Source organism: Streptomyces sp. EDA2-14 (assembly GCF_054963755.1).
Window position 1 is genome coordinate 346,383 of sequence record NZ_JBUEGE010000002.1, and the last position, 17,343, is coordinate 363,725.

A 17,343-nucleotide genomic window follows, 5' to 3' on the forward strand; every position below is an offset into this window, starting at 1 on the left:
CGCGGTCAGCCGGCCCTCGTGGGGAACGGGGCCCCGGCGGGAGTGGCGCCCTGCCCGCGGTTCTGCTTCGGGTGGTCGCCGCGGCGCGGCCGGGCGAGCAGGAAGCCGACGGGGGCGCTCACCAGGACCGAGGAGTAGAACGGCCAGTAGCTCCAGTCCAGGCCGGGGAAGACCGCGTACGGGTTTCCCGAGACCGAGGGGGAGAAGAAGGTGGCGATCAGGATCGCCGCCGTGCTCCCGTAGACGCAGCGCTTCATGGCCGCCGCGGACATGGGGCGGTCGCTGCGCAGCGAGTGGATCACGAGCGGCAGGACCGACGAGGTGGTCACCGTGTAGGACAGGACCAGCCAGAACATCGGGCTGACGTCGGGAGTGAGGGCGGCGAGCAGAATGCTCACCCCGCCGACGATGCTCATGGTGAGGCGGGCGCGGCCCGCGCTGACGCTCATCGTGCCGTCGGCCTTGAGCCCCTCCGGCTTGGCCACCGGGCCGCCGGCGCCGAGGTCGCGGACGACGGAGGCGGCCGTGGACAGCAGGAGGACGGAGGCCGCCGCGAGGACCGTCAGGAAGGTGGTGCAGAGCCCGAACAGCAGCCACTTGCCGAGCCCGTCGTCGCCGTCCAGGGCGATGGCGAGGCGGGTGATGATGTTTCCGCCGAACTGCCCCTGGGACACGAGGTCCTTCTGGGGTACGAGGGCCGCCGCGCCGAAGCCGATGAGGGCCGCCAGGGCGCACAGCGGGGCGATGACGGCGAAGCCCACGCCCGCGACGCGGCGGGCGGCGCGCGGATGCGGAGCGTCGGTGAAGCGCGCGATGAGGTACGGCATGAAGGCCGCGCCCGTCAGTACGCAGGAGCAGAACGCGGCGAGGTCGATGAATCCGATGGGGCCGTTGCCGAAGAGCTGGCCCATCTCCAGAAAGCCGGCCGAGCCGGTCCTGTGCTGGTCGGCGGCGTGGACGAGCGCGCCGAAGTCCCCGCCGAACCTGATCACGACCAGGAGGGCGAGGATCGGGGCAATGAGCATCAGCCCGCCGATCTTGACGAGTTGCAGCACGGTCGCGCCCCGAGTGGCGCCGATCGCCGCGCAGGCGACGATCAGGGCGCCCATCAGCACGATGAGAATCTGCCGGGTCGCGAGGTCGTCGATGCCGACCATCCGGGCCGTGTCGCCGATGGGCTGCAACTGGGCGGTGATCAGCGGAACCGTCGCGGTGAGCAGGGCGACGCCGGCGGCGCGGCGGCCGGGCCCCGGGGGCAGATGACGGGTGACGGTCTCGCCGAACGACCGTCCGCCGATGCCCGCGAGGCGCTTCGCCAGCCACTGCCGCATCAAGAGCGGTGACAGTGCGGCGCACGTGGCGACGGCCACGCCGTCCCCGCCGGCCACGGCCACGACCCCGACGAGGAACATGACCGCGGCGGCGTTCGCGATGTCACCGGCGTAGGCGAGCCCGATCAGGCGGGCCCCGAGCCGGTTCCCCTCGCCGACGCGGAAGAACTCGTCGCCGACGCGGAGATCGGGGCTGGCCCACATCGACAGGAACAGGCAGGCGCCGATGAAGAGCAGGAACAGGAGCAGGGCGGCGGTGAGTCCGCCGTTGAAGTCCCCCATCAGGCACCGATCCGGTGGTCCGGGCGCGGGCCGGTGCAGGCGCCCGGGAGGCGTCCGTAGGTCAAGGCTCCTCCAGGAGCAGAACGTGTTGCTTCAGGCGCGGGCGGGACGCGACTTCGGCATCGACCGCCCGGACGGTCGCACACAAGTTACCGGCGGTTAGAGGGAGCGCTGGGAGGTGAACGGAGGTGATTCCGCGAAGAGTTGGTGACTTTCCACCCGAAGTGGATTACTGGAGGCAGAACTCGTTCCCCTCGGGGTCGGCCATCAGCAGCCACTCGCCGCCCTGCGCCTTGACCTCCTCCAGCACGCGCGCGCCGAGGCCGGTGAGCCGCTCGGACTCGGCCGCCCGCCGGCCGGGCCCGGCGTGCACGTCGATGTGCAGCCGGTTCTTGCCGCTCTTGGCCTCGGGCACCCGCTGGAACAGGATCCGGCGGCCGAGCCCGGTCCCGGAGTCCGCGTCCACCGGGTCGTCGGGGTGGCGCACGGCGACCAGGTCGCGGAAGGCCCGCCGCTCCCAGCGCGTCACGGTGTCCGCCTCGCTCAGCGCGCCGAATCCGAGGAGCCGCTCGATCAGGGCGGCGTTGTCCTCGACCTCGTAGCCGAGAGCGGCTCCCCAGAACTCGGCCTGCGCGTGCGGGTCGGTGGCGTCGACGACGAGCTTCCAGTGCAGTGTCATGCGCCAGTTATAGGCCGAACTTCGTCTGTTTGTTCGGAAGTTGGCGCATGTCGTGTCCCGTCCGCCGCTGCCGCCTCCGCCTCGGCCCGCGCGAGGCGTGCCCGGTTGGTCCGCGCGGTGCGCAGCGCGTCCCAGGTCAGCAGGATCAGCGCCAGCCAGACCAGCGCGAACCCGGCCAGCCGCTCGGCCGGCATCGCCTCGTGGAAGTACCAGACCCCGAGCAGGAACTGGAAGACGGGCGTCAGGTACTGCAGCAGCCCCAGCGTCGACAGCGGCACCCGGATCGCCGCCGCGCCGAAGCACACCAGCGGGATCGCCGTGATCAGGCCCGCCGACGCGAGCAGCGCGGCATGTCCCACGCCGTGCGTCTCGAACGTGGAGCGGCCCTGCGCCGCCAGCCACAGCAGATAGGCGAGCGCGGGCAGGAACTGCACGACGGTCTCGGCGGCGAGCGACTCCAGGCCGCTCAGGTTCACCTTCTTCTTCACGAGCCCGTACGTCCCGAACGAGAACGCGAGCACCAGCGAGATCCACGGCGGCTGCCCGTACCCGACGGCCAGCACCAGGACGGCGACGACGCCCGTCCCGACGGCCGCCCACTGCGCGGGCCGCAGCCGCTCCTTCAGGAGCAGGACGCCGAGCGCGATCGAGACGAGCGGGTTGATGAAGTACCCGAGCGAGGCCTCGACGACATGGCCCGAGTTCACGGACCAGATGTAGACGCCCCAGTTGATCGTGATGACGGTCGCGGCGATCGCGACGAGCCCCAGCCGCTTCGGCTGCCGGATCAGCTCGCGCGCCCAGCCCCACTTCCGTACGAAGAGCAGCGCGAGCCCCACGACGACCAGCGCCCACACCATCCGGTGGGCCAGGACCTCCACGGCTCCCGCGGGCTTGAGCAGTGGCCAGTACAGGGGGACGAGGCCCCACATCCCGTACGCCGCGAATCCGTTGAGGAGGCCGATGCGCCCCTCGCTCCGGCTCCGACGGCCCGGCTCCGCACCCGCCCCGTCCTGCATGGACCCTCCTCCTGACACACGGCAGCCCGGCGGCGGCCACCACGAAGGTAGCGCCGCCGGGCCCCGTACGTCATGCCCGTATCGCCATACGGTCCTGACGCTCGTACCGGTGCGCGGCGAGGAGACTCAGCCGACCACGGTCCAGGTGTCGCCGCCCGACAGCAGTGCGCCGAGGTCGCCCTTCCCGTTCTGTTCGATCGCGGCGTCGAGCTGGTCGCTCATCTGCACGTCGTAGACCGGGCGCTCGACGTCGCGCAGGACGCCGATGGGGGTGTGGTGCAGGGTGTCGGCGTCGGCGAGCCGGGAGAGCGCGAAGGCCGTGGTCGGGGACGCCGCGTGGGCGTCGTGGACCAGGATGTCGGCCCGGTTGTCGTCCGTGACCGGCACGACCTCCAGGTCGCCGGTGGCCGCGTCGCGCACGACGCCCTTCGACGCGTCGGGCCCGAAGGTGATGGGCTGACCGTGTTCGAGGCGGATGACCGCCTCCTCGGCCTGCTGCTTGTCCTTGAGGACCTCGAAGGCGCCGTCGTTGAAGATGTTGCAGTTCTGGTAGATCTCGACGAGCGCCGTGCCCGGGTGGTCGGCGGCCTGGCGCAGCACCGACGTGAGGTGCTTGCGGTCCGAGTCGACGGTGCGGGCCACGAAGGACGCCTCCGCGCCGAGGGCCAGCGACACCGGGTTGAAGGGCGCGTCCAGCGAGCCCATCGGCGTCGACTTGGTGATCTTGCCGACCTCGGAGGTCGGGGAGTACTGGCCCTTGGTGAGCCCGTAGATCCGGTTGTTGAACAGCAGGATCTTGAGGTTCACGTTGCGCCGCAGGGCGTGGATCAGGTGGTTGCCGCCGATGGACAGCGCGTCCCCGTCACCGGTCACGACCCACACGCTCAGGTCCCGCCGGGAGGAGGCGAGCCCGGTCGCGATGGCCGGGGCACGGCCGTGGATGGAGTGCATCCCGTACGTGTTCATGTAGTACGGGAAGCGGGAGGAGCAGCCGATGCCTGAGACGAAGACGATGTTCTCCTTCGCCAGACCGAGCTCGGGCATGAAGCCCTGCACGGCGGCGAGGACCGCGTAGTCGCCGCAGCCGGGGCACCAGCGCACTTCCTGGTCGGACTTGAAGTCCTTCATGGACTGCTTGCCCTCGGCCTTGGGGACGAGCGACAGAAGCGTCTCCCCGCTGTCCCCGGTCCCCTCCTTGGGCTCCTTGGTCTGCGTATCAGCCATCGATGGCCTCCTTGAGAGCCGTGGCGAGCTGCTCAGCCTTGAACGGCATTCCGTTGACCTGGTTGTAGCTGTGCGCGTCCACCAAGTACTTGGCCCGGACGAGCGTGGCGAGCTGACCGAGGTTCATCTCGGGGATCACCACCTTGTCGTAACGCTGCAAAACCGTGCCCAGATTCCGCGGGAACGGGTTGAGGTGGCGCAGATGGGCCTGTGCGATGTGCTCGCCGGCCGTGCGCAGGCGGCGGACCGCGGCCGTGATCGGGCCGTACGTCGAACCCCAGCCGAGGACCAGGGTGCGGGCCTCGCCGGTGGGGTCGTCGACCTCGATGTCCGGCACGTCGATGCCGTCGATCTTCGCCTGCCGGGTGCGCACCATGAAGTCGTGGTTGGCCGGGTCGTACGAGATGTTGCCCGTGCCGTCCTGCTTCTCGATGCCGCCGATCCGGTGTTCGAGCCCCGGCGTGCCGGGGACCGCCCAGGGGCGCGCGAGGGTCTGCGGATCGCGCTTGTACGGCTGGAAGACCTCGGTGCCGTCCTCGGCGGTGTGGTTCGGTCCCGAGGCGAACTGGACGCGCAGGTCAGGCAGTTCGTCGATCTCCGGGATGCGCCACGGCTCCGAGCCGTTGGCCAGGTAGCCGTCCGAGAGCAGCATGACCGGGGTGCGGTACGTGACCGCGATCCGGGCCGCCTCGAGCGCGGCGTCGAAGCAGTCGGCGGGCGTCATGGGCGCGACGACCGGGACCGGGGCCTCGCCGTTGCGCCCGTACATGGCCTGGAGCAGGTCCGCCTGCTCGGTCTTGGTCGGCAGCCCGGTCGAGGGGCCGCCGCGCTGGATGTCGATGACGAGCAGCGGCAGTTCGAGGCTGACGGCGAGGCCGACGGTCTCGGACTTGAGCGCGACACCGGGCCCGGAGGTGGTGGTGACGCCGAGGCTGCCGCCGAACGCCGCGCCGAGCGCGGCGCCGATCCCGGCGATCTCGTCCTCCGCCTGGAAGGTGCGTACGCCGAAGTTCTTGTGCTTGCTCAGCTCGTGCAGGATGTCGCTCGCCGGCGTGATCGGGTACGAGCCCAGGTACAGCGGCAGGTCGGCCTGCCGGGACGCGGCGATCAGCCCGTAGGACAGGGCCAGGTTCCCGGAGATGTTGCGGTAGGTGCCGGTGGGGAAGGCGCTGGCGGCGGGGGCGACCTCGTAGGAGACCGCGAAGTCCTCCGTCGTCTCGCCGAAGTTCCAGCCCGCGTGGAACGCCGCCAGGTTCGCCCGCATGATCTCGGGCTTCTTGGCGAACTTGGCCTTGAGGAACTTCTCCGTGCCCTCGGTCGGCCGGTGGTACATCCACGACAGCAGGCCGAGCGCGAACATGTTCTTGGAGCGCCCCGCGTCCTTGCGCGAGAGGTCGAACTCCTTCAGCGCCTCGACCGTCAGCGTGGTGAGCGGCACCGGGTGCACGTGGTACCCGTCGAGCGAGCCGTCCTCGAGGGGGCTCTCCGCGTAACCGACCTTCTGCATCGCCCGCTTGGTGAATTCGTCCGTATTGACGATCACTTCGGCGCCGCGCGGCACGTCCCCGATGTTCGCCTTCAACGCGGCCGGGTTCATCGCCACCAGCACGTTCGGCGCGTCGCCCGGCGTGAGGATGTCGTGGTCGGCGAAGTGCAGCTGGAAGGAGGACACGCCCGGCAGCGTCCCCGCGGGGGCGCGGATCTCGGCCGGGAAGTTCGGCAACGTCGACAGGTCGTTGCCGAAAGAGGCGGTCTCCGAGGTGAAACGGTCGCCCGTGAGCTGCATGCCGTCACCGGAGTCACCCGCGAACCGGATGATCACCCGGTCCACACGCCGTACGTCCTTGCTCGATTGTCCGGCCGATGTGCGCTGCCCGCCGACGACAGCGCTGTCGGTCCCGTCGTCCTGCTCGGTGGTGCTACTGACCTGGCTGGTCACTGAACTGGACCTCCCTCGAGGCGGCTGTGCGGGCACGGCCGTCCCACCGGCCATCCCAAGGCCCACCCTACGTCTGTAAGGGTCGCCTTCCTGGGGCGATTCGCATGGTGGACCAGGAAATGAGACGGCGGGTCGCCCCGATTTGTGTGGTGATTCCCTGCGGAAGACGCGCTTGCTCGGTCGGTGGTTCTTCGGTGGCTCGTCACTGCCTGCGGTGTTCGCTGCCCCGCATTATCTGACAGGGTGTCAGGTAATCAGGAGTTCAGGTAGGTCAGCACCGCCAGTACGCGACGGTGATCCCCGTCACTCTGGGACAGCCCCAGCTTCAGGAAGATGTTGCTCACGTGCTTCTCGACCGCGCCGTCGCTCACCACGAGCTGACGGGCGATCGCCGAGTTCGTCCGGCCCTCCGCCATCAGGCCCAGCACCTCGCGCTCACGCGGCGTCAGATTCGCCAGCACGTCCTGCTTGCGGCTGCGCCCGAGCAACTGCGCGACCACCTCGGGGTCGAGCGCGGTGCCGCCCTCGGCCACCCGGACCACCGCGTCCACGAACTCCCGCACCTCGGCGACCCGGTCCTTGAGCAGGTACCCGACGCCACGGCTCGACCCGGCGAGCAATTCCGTCGCGTACTGCTCCTCCACGTACTGCGAAAGGACCAGTACCCCGAGGTCGGGAAACCTCGCCCGCAACTGCACGGCCGCGCGCACGCCTTCGTCCGTGTGCGTGGGCGGCATCCGTACGTCCGCGACGACCACGTCAGGCAACTGCGCCTGTTCCCCCAGCTCGGTGATGGTCTTGACCAGTGCCTCCCCGTCGCCGACACCCGCGACGACCTCGTGCCCCCGGTCCGTGAGCAACCGGGTCAGGCCCTCCCTGAGCAGCACTGAATCCTCGGCGATGACGACCCGCACCTTGTCCTCCACGTTCCTGTACCCCCCATTCTGATGACCCCAGCATTCCAGGATCGGGGGGTGTGCGCGGGGGGAGCGGGGGAAGAGGCGGGACCTGAGCCGCCGACCGGCCGCCCCACGTCACGGGGCTCCGCCCCGGACCCCGCGCCTCAATCGCCGGCGGGGCTTGAATGACCGGCACTACGGCGTCAACCCCGGGTCACGCCCGCCGCCATGGCAATTCCGCCGTCACCCGCGTGGGCCCGCCCACCGGCGACTCGACCAGCAGGATCCCGTCGACCGCGTCGAGCCGCCCGGCCAGCGCCGCCAACCCGGACCTGCCCGCCCGTCGCCCACCACCGCCCTCAACCGAATCGCTGCGCGATGCCCCTCCCGCTCCAGCCACCGCTCCGCCGCCCCCGTTGTCGTACACCTGCACCATCAACCGGTCCCGCGCCCGCCACACATCGACCTCGGCACGCGTCGCCCGACTGTGCGCGCTCACGTTCCGCAGAAGCTCCGACACCGTGAAGTAGGCGATCCCCTCGATGGCCGGCGCCGGCCGCTCCGCCAGATCGACCTCCACCTGCACCGGCACCGCGCACCGCGAGGCCACCGCCGACAGCGCCGCGTCGAGCCCCCGGTCGGTGAGCACCGCCGGATGGATCCCCCGCGCCAGGTCCCGCAGCTCCTGCAGCGCCGTCTTCACCTCACCGTGCGCCTCGTCCACCATCCGCGCCGCCGTCGCCGGGTCCTCGCTCAGCTTCTCCTTGGCCACGCCGAGATCCATCGCCAGACCGACGAGGCGGGCCTGCGCCCCGTCGTGCAGATCCCGCTCGATGCGCCGCAGGTCGGCCGCCGCCGTGTCGACCACGACGCCCCGGTCCGACTCCAGCTCCACCACGCGCGACGCGAGCCGGGACGGGCCGAGCAGCCCGACCACCATCAGCCGGTCCACCGTCGTCAGCGCCCGGATCACCCACGGCGTGGCCAGCGTGACGAGCAGCCCGAGCGCCGCGGTCACCGTGATCTCGAAGGGGTTGTCCAGATACACGGCGTGGCCCGCGTCCCCGTACAGCTGAATGCCGTTCTGCCCCACGTACGCCGGGAACACCCAGCGCCACAGCGGATACGTGAGCATCGTCCAGCCGGTCGCCCAGAACGTCAGTCCCACGGAGAAGCCGAACACCGCCCACGGCAGGTGCAGCACCCCGTACAGCAGATGCCGCCACGAGACGCCGCTCTTGAGCGTCGCCCCGATCCACCCCATCGGCCCGCCCGTGCGCGGCCGCAGCGGCTCCGGCGTACCGACCTCCACGCCGAGCAGCCCGCGCGCCCGCACCCGCTCAAGCGCGCCGAGCCCGCGCGCCCCGGCGAGCGCCGCCGCGAGCACCGGGACCCCGATGAACGTGATCAGCAGGCCGACCCCGAGCGAGGTCATCGTCACGGCCCACACGAATCCGACGATGCCGAGCGGCAGGTTGAGCAGCAGATACCCGAACTCCCGCCAGGTCCGCCCCTCGACCGGCGCCCGCAGCCCGGCCGGCAGCCGGTTCAGACCCCGGTTCCCGGAGGAGGACGGGGGCGAGGGCGAGTACGCGTCGCTCTGCTCGCGATATCCGTACTGGTGCGTGGCCATCGGTGTCCGTCCGTTCTGCTCGGGTCCGCTGCCCGGGTCCGCCGCTCCGCCGCCGCTCGGGTCCGCCGGTTACCGGGGTGTCGTGGGGGTGCCGTTCTGCTTCAAGCCTCCTCGCGGGCGCGCCCCGCGACCATGCGGTGGGTCGGCGTCTTCGACCGGGGGTTTTCCCTACCTCTGCCGTACCGGCTCGGTCCGGTCGCGCCACGGCAGCTCCGCCGTGATCGTCGTCGGTCCGCCGTCCGGCGAGTCCACGACGAACAGCCCGTCGACCGCGTCGAGCCGCTCCGCGAGGCCCGCCATGCCGGTCCCCTTGGCGAGGCTCGCGCCGCCCCGGCCGTCGTCCCGCACCTGTATGAGCAGCCGGTCCTGCGAGCGCCACACATCGACCGAGGCCGAGCGCGCGCCGCTGTGCTTGCTCACGTTCTGGAGCAGTTCGGAGACCGTGAAGTACGCGATGCCCTCGATCGCCTCGGCCGGCCGGTCCGGCAGCTCGGCCGTCACCTTCACCGGCACGGTGCAGCGCGAGGCCACGGCGGACAGCGCCGCGTCGAGCCCCCGGTCGGTGAGCACCGCCGGGTGGATGCCGCGCGCCAGGTCCCGCAGTTCCTGAAGCGCGAGCTTCACCTCTCCGTGCGCCTCGTCGACCATCGCCGCCACCGCGTCGTCGGCCTGCCCCTCCAGGAGCTTCTCCTTCGCGAGACCGAGGCCCATGGCCAGGTTGACCAGCCGGGCCTGCGCCCCGTCGTGCAGATCGCGCTCGATGCGCCGCAGATCGGCGGCGGCCGTGTCGACGACGACACCCCGGTCCGACTCGAGCTGCTCGATCCGCCGCTCCAACTCGTCGGAGGGGGAGAGCAGCGCCCGCACCATCGCCCGGTCCGCGTTGCCCAGACCGCGCGCGATGAACGGCAGCACCGGCCACAGCACGAAGAGGCCGACCAGCGTGATCGTGAACGTCATGATGGCCCACGGCAACCGGATCACTTCGTACAGCACCGTGCGCCAGCCCACCGGGTCCTTGAGCCCGGTCCACAGCCAGCCGAAGAACCCGTCCGCGCGCCGCACCGGCAGCGGGCTCGGCTCCTCGATGCGCACACCGAGCAGCGCCCGCGCCCGCCCGCGCTCCGCCTTGCCGAGCAGCCGCGCGCCGCTGAGCCCGCCGGCGATCAGCGGCAGACCGATCACCGTGACGGTGAGCCCCGCGCCGAGGGCCACCATCGTGACCGCGTACACGAATCCGAAGACGGCCAGCGGGAAGCTGCTCAGGAGATAGGCGATCTCCTTCCACGTGGCGCTGTCGTATCCGATTCGGGGCGGAGGCAGCACCGGGTGGGCTTCGGGAGTGTCGAGTTGCTCGGTCATAGCGGCAAGAGTGCCCTGGCCCGACACGGGGCGCCATGAGGCCGACCGCCAAGTCGATCGGGGGATAACCCCACCACGAAACGCACCGTGAACCGGACCACGAACGGCGCTGCGCGAAAGCCCCCGACACCGGGCTGCTTACCGTCCCTTTAACAGGGCCTAGACTCCCGTGCGTACAGATCGTCGAACACAACGAACTCGCGAGGGGCGCAGGTACGTGACGGGATCGGACGTGACCGTCGGCGCGGCGGACTACTTCCATTCGTACTCGGTGGTCGGGCTGCTCGCCGTCGTCGGCGTGCTCTTCGTCGCCGTCGCCTTCGGCTCGGGCAAGCTGCTGCGGCCCGTGGTCCCCACCCGGGAAAAGTTCCTCACGTACGAATGCGGCGTCGACCCCGTCGGCGAGGGCTGGGCCCACACCCAGGTCCGCTACTACGTGTACGCCTTCCTCTACGTGATCTTCGCGGTCGACTCGATCTTCCTCTTCCCCTGGGCCACGGTCTTCGCCGCGCCGGGATACGGCGCGACGACCCTCGTCGAAATGTTCATCTTCCTCGGCTTCCTCGCCGTCGGCCTGCTGTACGCATACAAGAAGGGCGTCCTTACGTGGACGTGAGCGCCGTGACTCCTGCTCCCGAGACCCCTGCTCCCGTGACTCCTGCTCCCGTGGACCTGCCGGACCCCATCGGGCCGAAGAAGCTGGGCGTGCTCTCGCGGCTCGCCCCCGAGCCGATGAAGGTGGTCCTCAACTGGGGCCGCCGCTACAGCCTGTGGGTCTTCAACTTCGGCCTCGCCTGCTGTGCCATCGAGTTCATCGCCGCGTCCATGGCGCGCCACGACTTCATCCGGCTCGGCGTGATCCCGTTCGCACCGGGTCCGCGCCAGGCCGACCTGATGGTGGTCTCGGGCACCGTGACCGACAAGATGGCTCCCGCCGTGAAGCGGCTGTACGAGCAGATGCCCGAGCCGAAGTACGTCATCTCGTTCGGCGCCTGCTCCAACTGCGGCGGCCCGTACTGGGATTCGTACTCGGTCACCAAGGGCGTCGACCAGATCATTCCGGTCGACGTCTACGTGCCCGGCTGCCCGCCCCGTCCGGAGGCGCTGCTCCAGGGCATCCTCAAGCTCCAGGAGAAGATCGCCCGCGAATCGCTCGGCGAGCGGTACGCGTCCGCCGACGCGGCGGCGGGCCGGCCCTCGGCCGCGGCGCTGAGCAGCGGTCTCGTGCAGCCGCCGAAGCCGGGGGGCACGGCATGAGCGCGGGCTGGCTGCCGAGCCCCGTCGAGGAGCTGTTCGGCGCGGAGGCGACGGTCGAGGAGGCGTACGACCTGCTGACCGTCGACGTCCCGGCGGACGAGTGGATCGCTGCTCTGACGACGGCCCGTACGACCCTGGGGTGCACCTACTTCGACTGGCTGAGCGCCGTCGACGAACCGGAGTCCGGCTTCCGCGTGTGCGCGCACGTCGCCGCCGTCGCGCCCGGCTCCGTACGTCGGCTGCTGCTGCGCACGACGGTTCCGCACGCGGCTCCCGTGCTCGCGTCTGCGGTCGACGTGTACGCGGGCGCCGCCTGGCACGAGCGCGAGACCCACGAGATGTTCGGCGTCGACTTCACCGACCACCCGGGGCTCGACCCGCTCCTCCTCCCCGACGGCTTCGAGGGCCATCCGCTGCGCAAGGACTTCGTGCTCGCGGCGCGCGTCGCGAAGGCGTGGCCGGGTGCGAAGGAGCCGGGGGAGTCCGAGCACGGCGGCCCCAAGCGGCGCCAGATGCTGCCGCCCGGCGTCCCCGACCCGAACGAATGGGGGCCCCTGAAGGGCCAGTTGCCACCTGCCCCGGCCCGGCCCGCGCGGGGCGCGCGAGCGGCTGGTGCGGCCGGGCGTGCGGCGGGCGCGGCTGGTGCGGCGGGGGAGCGGCCGGCGCGGCGTACGCGGTCGGCGAGCCAGGGTTCGGCGAGTCAGGGCTCCGCGAGCCAGGCGGAGGCCGCTGCCGAGACCCCCGCCGAGACCCCGGAGACGCCGGCCCGTCCGGCGCGCCGCTCCCGCAGCGCCTCCCAGGGCTCCGCCTCGCAACGCCCGGCGACGCCCACCGAACCCCCGGCCAAGGCCCCGGAACCCCGCTCCAGCGACGCCCCCTGGCACCACGCCAAGCCCGCGTTCGACGAGGAGCCCCCGAAACCGGAAGCCACGCCGGAAGAGCCCCCGACGGACACCACCGAGACTCCGACGGACACCAAGACGGACACCAACGGAGGCAACGAGTGAACGACGCTCTCGACGTCGCCCTGCGCCTCGTCGTCGTCTTCGTCGCCTTCCTGGTGCTGCCCCTGGTCGTCGGCCAGACCGAACACAAGGTCATGGCCCACATGCAGGGCCGCCTCGGCCCCATGTACGCGGGCGGTTTCCACGGCTGGGCCCAACTGGTCGCCGACGGCGTCAAGTTCGCGCAGAAGGAGGACGTGGTCCCGGCCGACGCCGACCGCCGCGTCTTCCAGCTCGCCCCCGCTGTCGCCCTCCTCCCGTACCTCCTGGTGCTGCTCGCCATCCCGGTCGGCCCCGGCGACGGCGCGGCCGGCGCGGTCGTCGACGCGGGCATCTTCTTCGTCCTCGCGGTCATGGGCGTCGGCGTGCTCGGCTCGCTGATGGCGGGCTGGGCGAGCGCCAACAAGTTCTCCCTCCTGGGCGGCCTGCGCACGGCCGCGCAACTCCTGGCGTACGAACTCCCGATGCTGCTCGCCGCGGCCTCCGTCGCGATGGCCGCGGGAACGGTCTCCCTGACCGGCATCCTCGACGCCTTCGAGTGGTGGTGGCTGCCCTGGCAGATCGTCGGCGCCCTCGTCTTCTTCGTGGCGGGTCTCGCGGAGCTCCAGCGCCCGCCGTTCGACATGCCGGTCGCCGACTCCGAGATCATCTTCGGCGCGTACACCGAGTACACGGGGCTGCGCTTCGCCCTGTTCCTGCTCGCCGAGTACGCGGGCATCGTGGTGCTCTGCGGACTGACCACGGTGCTGTTCCTGGGCGGCTGGCACGGCCCCTGGGGCGCCGACGGCATGGGCTGGATCTGGACCCTGCTCAAGACCGCGATCCTCGCCTTCGTCGTCATCTGGCTCCGCGTCTCCTACCCCCGACTGCGCGAGGACCAGCTCCAGAAGCTCGCCTGGACGACCCTCGTCCCCCTCGCCCTCGCGCAGATCGCGCTCACCGGAATCGTGAAGGTGGCGATCAACTGATGCCCGCGAACTTCCCCGGCTCCGGCCTGGCCAAGGGCCTCGCCGTGACCCTGCGCACGATGACGAAGAAGACCGTCACCGAGCAGTACCCCGAGGCCCAGCCCGACCTCCCGCCCCGCACCCGCGGCGTGATCGGTCTGTTCGAGGAGAACTGCACGGTCTGCATGCTGTGCGCCCGCGAGTGCCCCGACTGGTGCATCTACATCGACTCCCACAAGGAGACGGTGCCGCCCGCCGCGCCCGGCGGCCGCGAGCGCAGCCGCAACGTCCTCGACCGTTTCGCCATCGACTTCTCCCTCTGCATGTACTGCGGTATCTGCATCGAGGTGTGCCCCTTCGACGCGCTGTTCTGGTCCCCGGAGTTCGAGTACGCCGAGACCGACATCCGCGAGCTCACCCACGAACGCGACAAGCTCCGCGAGTGGATGTGGACGGTCCCGTCCCCACCCGCCCTCGACCCCGCGGCCGAGGACCCCAAGGAACTCGTCGCGGCCCGCAAGTCCGCCGACAAGCTGGCGGCGGCCCGGGAGGCCGAGGCCACAGCCGAGGCCGGAGCCGGAGCCGGGGCCGGAGCCGGGGCCGGGGCCGGGGCCGGGGCCGGGGCCGGGGCCGGGGCCGGAGCCGAGGCCGGAGCCGAGGCCGAGGCGCCCCCAAAGCCCCGTCCCGCCGACCCCGGAGAGGAGCCCACCGCATGATCCTCGCCGTACCGGCGGCCGTCGCCACGGCGGCCGACAGCCACGGGTTCCTCTCCACGTCGGGCGTCGAGATCGCCTTCGTGCTCGTGGGCCTGGTGACCTTCGCCGCGGCGATCGTCACCGTCACCACGAAGCAGCTGGTGCACGCCGCTCTGTGGCTGGTCGTCGCCCTCGGCGGGCTCGCCGTCGAGTACCTCCTGCTCACCGCCGAGTTCATCGCCTGGGTGCAGGTCCTCATCTACGTCGGTTCCGTCGTGGTCCTCCTTCTGTTCGGACTGATGCTGACCCGCGCGCCCATCGGCCGCTCGCCGGACGCGGACAGCCCCAACCGCTGGGCCGCCCTGACCGTGGCCGTCGCCTCCGCCGCCGCCCTGGTCTGGGTCGTCGTCGACGCGTTCCGCACGACCTGGATCGACCTCGACGGCCCCGTGCAGGGCAGCACGGACGTCACCGGCTCGATCCTCTTCAAGCACTGGGTCCTGCCGTTCGAGGCGCTCTCGGTCCTCCTCCTCGCCGCCCTGGTCGGCGCGATCGTCCTGTCCCGCAGGAAGAACACCACCTCGGCCGCCGGAGCCACCCAAGCGCTCGCAGGTGAAGCCACCGAAGCGCTCGAAGGTGAGGGAACCCGCTGATGCACCTCGCCTACCCCGCCGTCCTCTCCTCCCTCCTCTTCTGCACGGGCCTGTACGGCGTACTGGCCCGCCGCAACGCGATCCTGGTCCTGATGTCGGTCGAGCTGATGCTCAACGCCGTCAACCTGAACCTCGTCGCCTTCGACGTCTGGCTGCGCGACACCTTGCACGCGGGCCAGGCCCTCACCCTGTTCACCATCGCCATCGCCGCCGCCGAGATCGGCATCGGCCTGGCGATCGTCCTGGCCGTCCACCGCGCCCGCGGCACGTCGGACATCGACAAGCTCCGCGACTCCGCCGAGCCGCACGACCCGGCCGACGACCCGCACGACCCGTCCGAGACCCCGGCGGCCGCCACCGCCGCCACGGACGAGAAGGCCGAGGCCACCGCGTGACCACCACGAACCTCGCCGTGCTCGTCCCCCTCCTGCCGTTCCTCGGCGCCGTCGCCGGCCTGCTGCTCGGCCGCACGGCGCCCGCGTTCGCCCGCCCGCTGGCCGTCCTGCCGACGCTGGCCGCGCTGGCCCTCGCCGTCGTCGTCGCCCTCGACCAGGGCGGCGGCACGGGCAACGGCACGGCCGCCCTCGACGCGCACACCCAGCTCGCCCCGACCGGCTCCGTGCCGATCGAACTCGCCCTGCACATCGACGGCTTCGCCGCCCTCGTCGCGATCGTGGTCGGCCTGGTCGCGACCTGCGTGCAGATCTACTCGACGGGCTATCTGCGCGACGACCCGCGCTACCCCTCGTACGCCGCGCTCGTCTCGCTCTTCACCTCCGCGATGTTCCTGGTCGTCTACTCCGGCGACCTGATGGTGCTGCTGGTCGGCTGGGAAGTCATGGGCATCTGCTCGTACTTCCTCGTCGGCCACTACTGGGAGACCCCCGAGGCACGGGCCGCGTCCCTCAAGGCGTTCCTGGTCACGAAGCTCGGCGACGTCCCCTTCCTGATCGGCCTGTTCGCGCTCGCCGTGGACGCGGGCTCGTTCCGCATCACGACGATCCTGGGCAAGGTCACGAGCGAGGGCGGCCTCGACCACCCGACCCTGATCGCCCTCCTGCTCCTCGCCGGTGTGGCGGGCAAGTCCGCGCAGTTCCCGCTGCACACCTGGCTGCCCGACGCGATGGCGGGCCCCACGCCCGTCTCCGCGCTGATCCACGCCGCGACGATGGTCGCCGCCGGCGTCTACTTCGTCGCCCGCCTCCTCCCGGTCTTCGCCGCCTCGCAGGCAGCGCTGATCGTGCTCGCCGTCATGGCCGCGGTGACCATGGCCGGCTCGGCCCTCGCCGCGCTCGCCCAGGACGACATCAAGCGCGTCCTCGCGTACTCGACCGTCGGCCAGCTCGGCTACATGACCGGCGCGCTCGCCGTCGGCAGCCGCGACGCCGCCGTCTTCCACCTCCTGTCGCACGGCGCCTTCAAGGCGCTGCTGTTCCTCGCGGCGGGCGTGATCATCCACGCCGCCGGCACCAACTCGCTGGCCGCGATGTCCCGCATGAAGGACCTGCGCGACCGCGTGCCCGACGCCTTCTGGACGATGACCGTGGCGCTGCTCGCGCTCGCCGCGATCCCGCCGTTCAGCGGTTTCTTCTCCAAGGAGGCCGTCCTCGGCGCCGCCGAGCGCACCGTCACCGGCCACGAGAACGCGGTGACCGCGCCGACCGCGGCCGGCTGGATCGTCCTCGTCGCGGGCCTGATCACGGCCCTGCTCACCGCCGCCTACGCGACCCGGCTGTGGCTCCTCACGTTCAAGGGCCGCGGTGGCGAGGCCCCCGACCACGGCAAGCAGCCGGTCGCGATGAACGCCGTCCTGTGGGTCCTGGCGATCCCCTCCCTCGCCTTCGGTCTGCTCGCGGGCGTGCTGCCCGACTGGTTCGACGGAACCTCCCTCACCCCGACGCTGACCACCTCCGTCCTCGGCACCGGCTTCGCGCTCGTCGGCGGCCTGGTCACCTATGCGGCCTGGCGGCACACCACCGCGATGGCGGACCGGGCCGCCGTCCCGATCGGCGCGGTCGCCGTCGACAGCGAGCGGGGCGACGGCGGTCTCGTCGAGGCCGAGGCGGTGGCCAGTCACGCCGCCGCGTACGGCGACGTCGCGAGCGCCCAGGACCCGGCCGACCCGAGCCGCCTCCTGCTCGGCCCGCTGCACCGGCACGCGGCTCTCGGCTTCCACCTCGACGCCGTGTACGCGGCGCTCTTCGTCCGCCCGGTGCGGGCCGCCGCCTCGCTGGTCGGCTTCCTCGACCGCGCGGTCGTCGACACCTACGTACGCGGGGCGGCCGAGGCGCCGAAGGCGCTGGGCTGGGCCGTGCGCAGGGCCCAGACCGGAAACGTGCAGACCTACCTCAGCGCACTGCTCGCAGGCACCGTCGTTCTGGTGGTCGCCGTCGTCCTCGTCGCCACCGCCGGAGCGTGA

At 71.4% G+C, this 17,343-nt stretch carries 16 protein-coding genes; 8 read left to right on the top strand and 8 right to left on the bottom strand.

Annotation, left to right across the window (positions count from 1 at the left end):
• Positions 1–5: 5 nt before the first annotated feature.
• The 8 genes from ACY34M_RS07875 to ACY34M_RS07910 form a co-directional block, all read right to left on the bottom strand.
• Positions 6–1,613 carry an SLC5/6 family protein gene (locus ACY34M_RS07875; protein WP_462716298.1) on the bottom strand — a complete coding sequence of 536 codons (1,608 nt, stop codon included), beginning with the start codon at positions 1,611–1,613 and terminating at the stop codon, positions 6–8.
• A 229-nt stretch (positions 1,614–1,842) separates the two neighbouring features.
• Positions 1,843–2,292: a VOC family protein gene (locus ACY34M_RS07880; RefSeq protein ID WP_462716297.1), complete on the bottom strand. Its 450-nt coding sequence runs from the start codon at positions 2,290–2,292 to the stop codon at positions 1,843–1,845.
• Positions 2,289–3,311, bottom strand: a complete 1,023-nt coding sequence (gene rarD, locus ACY34M_RS07885) for an EamA family transporter RarD (RefSeq protein ID WP_462716296.1) — start codon at positions 3,309–3,311, stop codon at positions 2,289–2,291. The genes ACY34M_RS07880 and rarD overlap by 4 nt, the downstream gene beginning before the upstream one ends.
• Before the next feature lie 126 nt (positions 3,312–3,437).
• Entirely contained in the window at positions 3,438–4,535 is a 1,098-nt protein-coding gene (locus tag ACY34M_RS07890; protein ID WP_462716295.1) for a 2-oxoacid:ferredoxin oxidoreductase subunit beta, read from the bottom strand.
• Entirely contained in the window at positions 4,528–6,474 is a 1,947-nt protein-coding gene (locus ACY34M_RS07895) for a 2-oxoacid:acceptor oxidoreductase subunit alpha (protein WP_462716294.1), read from the bottom strand. Before ACY34M_RS07895 ends, ACY34M_RS07890 begins: the two co-directional genes overlap by 8 nt.
• A 254-nt stretch (positions 6,475–6,728) precedes the next feature.
• Positions 6,729–7,388 (bottom strand): LuxR C-terminal-related transcriptional regulator, encoded by a 660-nt coding sequence (locus ACY34M_RS07900; protein ID WP_462716608.1) that lies wholly within the window; start codon positions 7,386–7,388, stop codon positions 6,729–6,731.
• A 199-nt stretch (positions 7,389–7,587) separates the two neighbouring features.
• The gene (locus tag ACY34M_RS07905) at positions 7,588–9,006 is read right to left on the bottom strand and encodes a sensor histidine kinase (protein ID WP_462716293.1); all 1,419 of its coding nucleotides are present in this window, start codon (positions 9,004–9,006) and stop codon (positions 7,588–7,590) included.
• Between the two features lie 168 nt (positions 9,007–9,174).
• Positions 9,175–10,368 (bottom strand): sensor histidine kinase, encoded by a 1,194-nt coding sequence (locus ACY34M_RS07910; RefSeq protein ID WP_462716292.1) that lies wholly within the window; start codon positions 10,366–10,368, stop codon positions 9,175–9,177.
• Positions 10,369–10,585: 217 nt separating this feature from the next.
• On the opposite strand from ACY34M_RS07910, the gene ACY34M_RS07915 reads away from it, so the two are divergent.
• From ACY34M_RS07915 to ACY34M_RS07950, 8 genes are read left to right on the top strand one after another with little or no spacing between them, the layout of a single operon-like run.
• A complete protein-coding gene (locus ACY34M_RS07915) occupies positions 10,586–10,984 on the top strand; it encodes an NADH-quinone oxidoreductase subunit A (protein ID WP_462716291.1) in 399 nt (132 codons plus the stop codon).
• Positions 10,975–11,625: an NADH-quinone oxidoreductase subunit B gene (locus ACY34M_RS07920; RefSeq protein WP_462716290.1), complete on the top strand. Its 651-nt coding sequence runs from the start codon at positions 10,975–10,977 to the stop codon at positions 11,623–11,625. Before ACY34M_RS07915 ends, ACY34M_RS07920 begins: the two co-directional genes overlap by 10 nt.
• A complete protein-coding gene (locus ACY34M_RS07925) occupies positions 11,622–12,632 on the top strand; it encodes an NADH-quinone oxidoreductase subunit C (protein WP_462716289.1) in 1,011 nt (336 codons plus the stop codon). Before ACY34M_RS07920 ends, ACY34M_RS07925 begins: the two co-directional genes overlap by 4 nt.
• Entirely contained in the window at positions 12,629–13,597 is a 969-nt protein-coding gene (locus ACY34M_RS07930) for a complex I subunit 1/NuoH family protein (protein ID WP_462716288.1), read from the top strand. Before ACY34M_RS07925 ends, ACY34M_RS07930 begins: the two co-directional genes overlap by 4 nt.
• Positions 13,597–14,292 carry a NuoI/complex I 23 kDa subunit family protein gene (locus ACY34M_RS07935; protein ID WP_462716287.1) on the top strand — a complete coding sequence of 232 codons (696 nt, stop codon included), beginning with the start codon at positions 13,597–13,599 and terminating at the stop codon, positions 14,290–14,292. Before ACY34M_RS07930 ends, ACY34M_RS07935 begins: the two co-directional genes overlap by 1 nt.
• Positions 14,289–14,924 (top strand): NADH-quinone oxidoreductase subunit J family protein, encoded by a 636-nt coding sequence (locus tag ACY34M_RS07940; RefSeq protein ID WP_462716286.1) that lies wholly within the window; start codon positions 14,289–14,291, stop codon positions 14,922–14,924. The genes ACY34M_RS07935 and ACY34M_RS07940 overlap by 4 nt, the downstream gene beginning before the upstream one ends.
• Positions 14,924–15,319: an NADH-quinone oxidoreductase subunit NuoK gene (gene nuoK, locus ACY34M_RS07945; RefSeq protein ID WP_462716285.1), complete on the top strand. Its 396-nt coding sequence runs from the start codon at positions 14,924–14,926 to the stop codon at positions 15,317–15,319. Before ACY34M_RS07940 ends, nuoK begins: the two co-directional genes overlap by 1 nt.
• A complete protein-coding gene (locus tag ACY34M_RS07950) occupies positions 15,316–17,343 on the top strand; it encodes an NADH-quinone oxidoreductase subunit 5 family protein (RefSeq protein WP_462716284.1) in 2,028 nt (675 codons plus the stop codon). Before nuoK ends, ACY34M_RS07950 begins: the two co-directional genes overlap by 4 nt.

Excerpts from the sequence above, each read along its gene's own strand:
- ACY34M_RS07940 (WP_462716286.1), top strand. The coding sequence starts at position 14,289 with ATGATCCTCGCCGTACCGGCGGCCGTCGCCACGGCGGCCGACAGCCAC.
- ACY34M_RS07925 (WP_462716289.1), top strand. The coding sequence starts at position 11,622 with ATGAGCGCGGGCTGGCTGCCGAGCCCCGTCGAGGAGCTGTTCGGCGCG.
- nuoK (WP_462716285.1), top strand. The coding sequence starts at position 14,924 with ATGCACCTCGCCTACCCCGCCGTCCTCTCCTCCCTCCTCTTCTGCACG.
- ACY34M_RS07890 (WP_462716295.1), bottom strand. The coding sequence starts at position 4,535 with ATGGCTGATACGCAGACCAAGGAGCCCAAGGAGGGGACCGGGGACAGC.
- ACY34M_RS07905 (WP_462716293.1), bottom strand. The coding sequence starts at position 9,006 with ATGGCCACGCACCAGTACGGATATCGCGAGCAGAGCGACGCGTACTCG.
- ACY34M_RS07880 (WP_462716297.1), bottom strand. The coding sequence starts at position 2,292 with ATGACACTGCACTGGAAGCTCGTCGTCGACGCCACCGACCCGCACGCG.
- ACY34M_RS07935 (WP_462716287.1), top strand. The coding sequence starts at position 13,597 with ATGCCCGCGAACTTCCCCGGCTCCGGCCTGGCCAAGGGCCTCGCCGTG.
- ACY34M_RS07910 (WP_462716292.1), bottom strand. The coding sequence starts at position 10,368 with ATGACCGAGCAACTCGACACTCCCGAAGCCCACCCGGTGCTGCCTCCG.
- ACY34M_RS07875 (WP_462716298.1), bottom strand. The coding sequence starts at position 1,613 with ATGGGGGACTTCAACGGCGGACTCACCGCCGCCCTGCTCCTGTTCCTG.
- rarD (WP_462716296.1), bottom strand. The coding sequence starts at position 3,311 with ATGCAGGACGGGGCGGGTGCGGAGCCGGGCCGTCGGAGCCGGAGCGAG.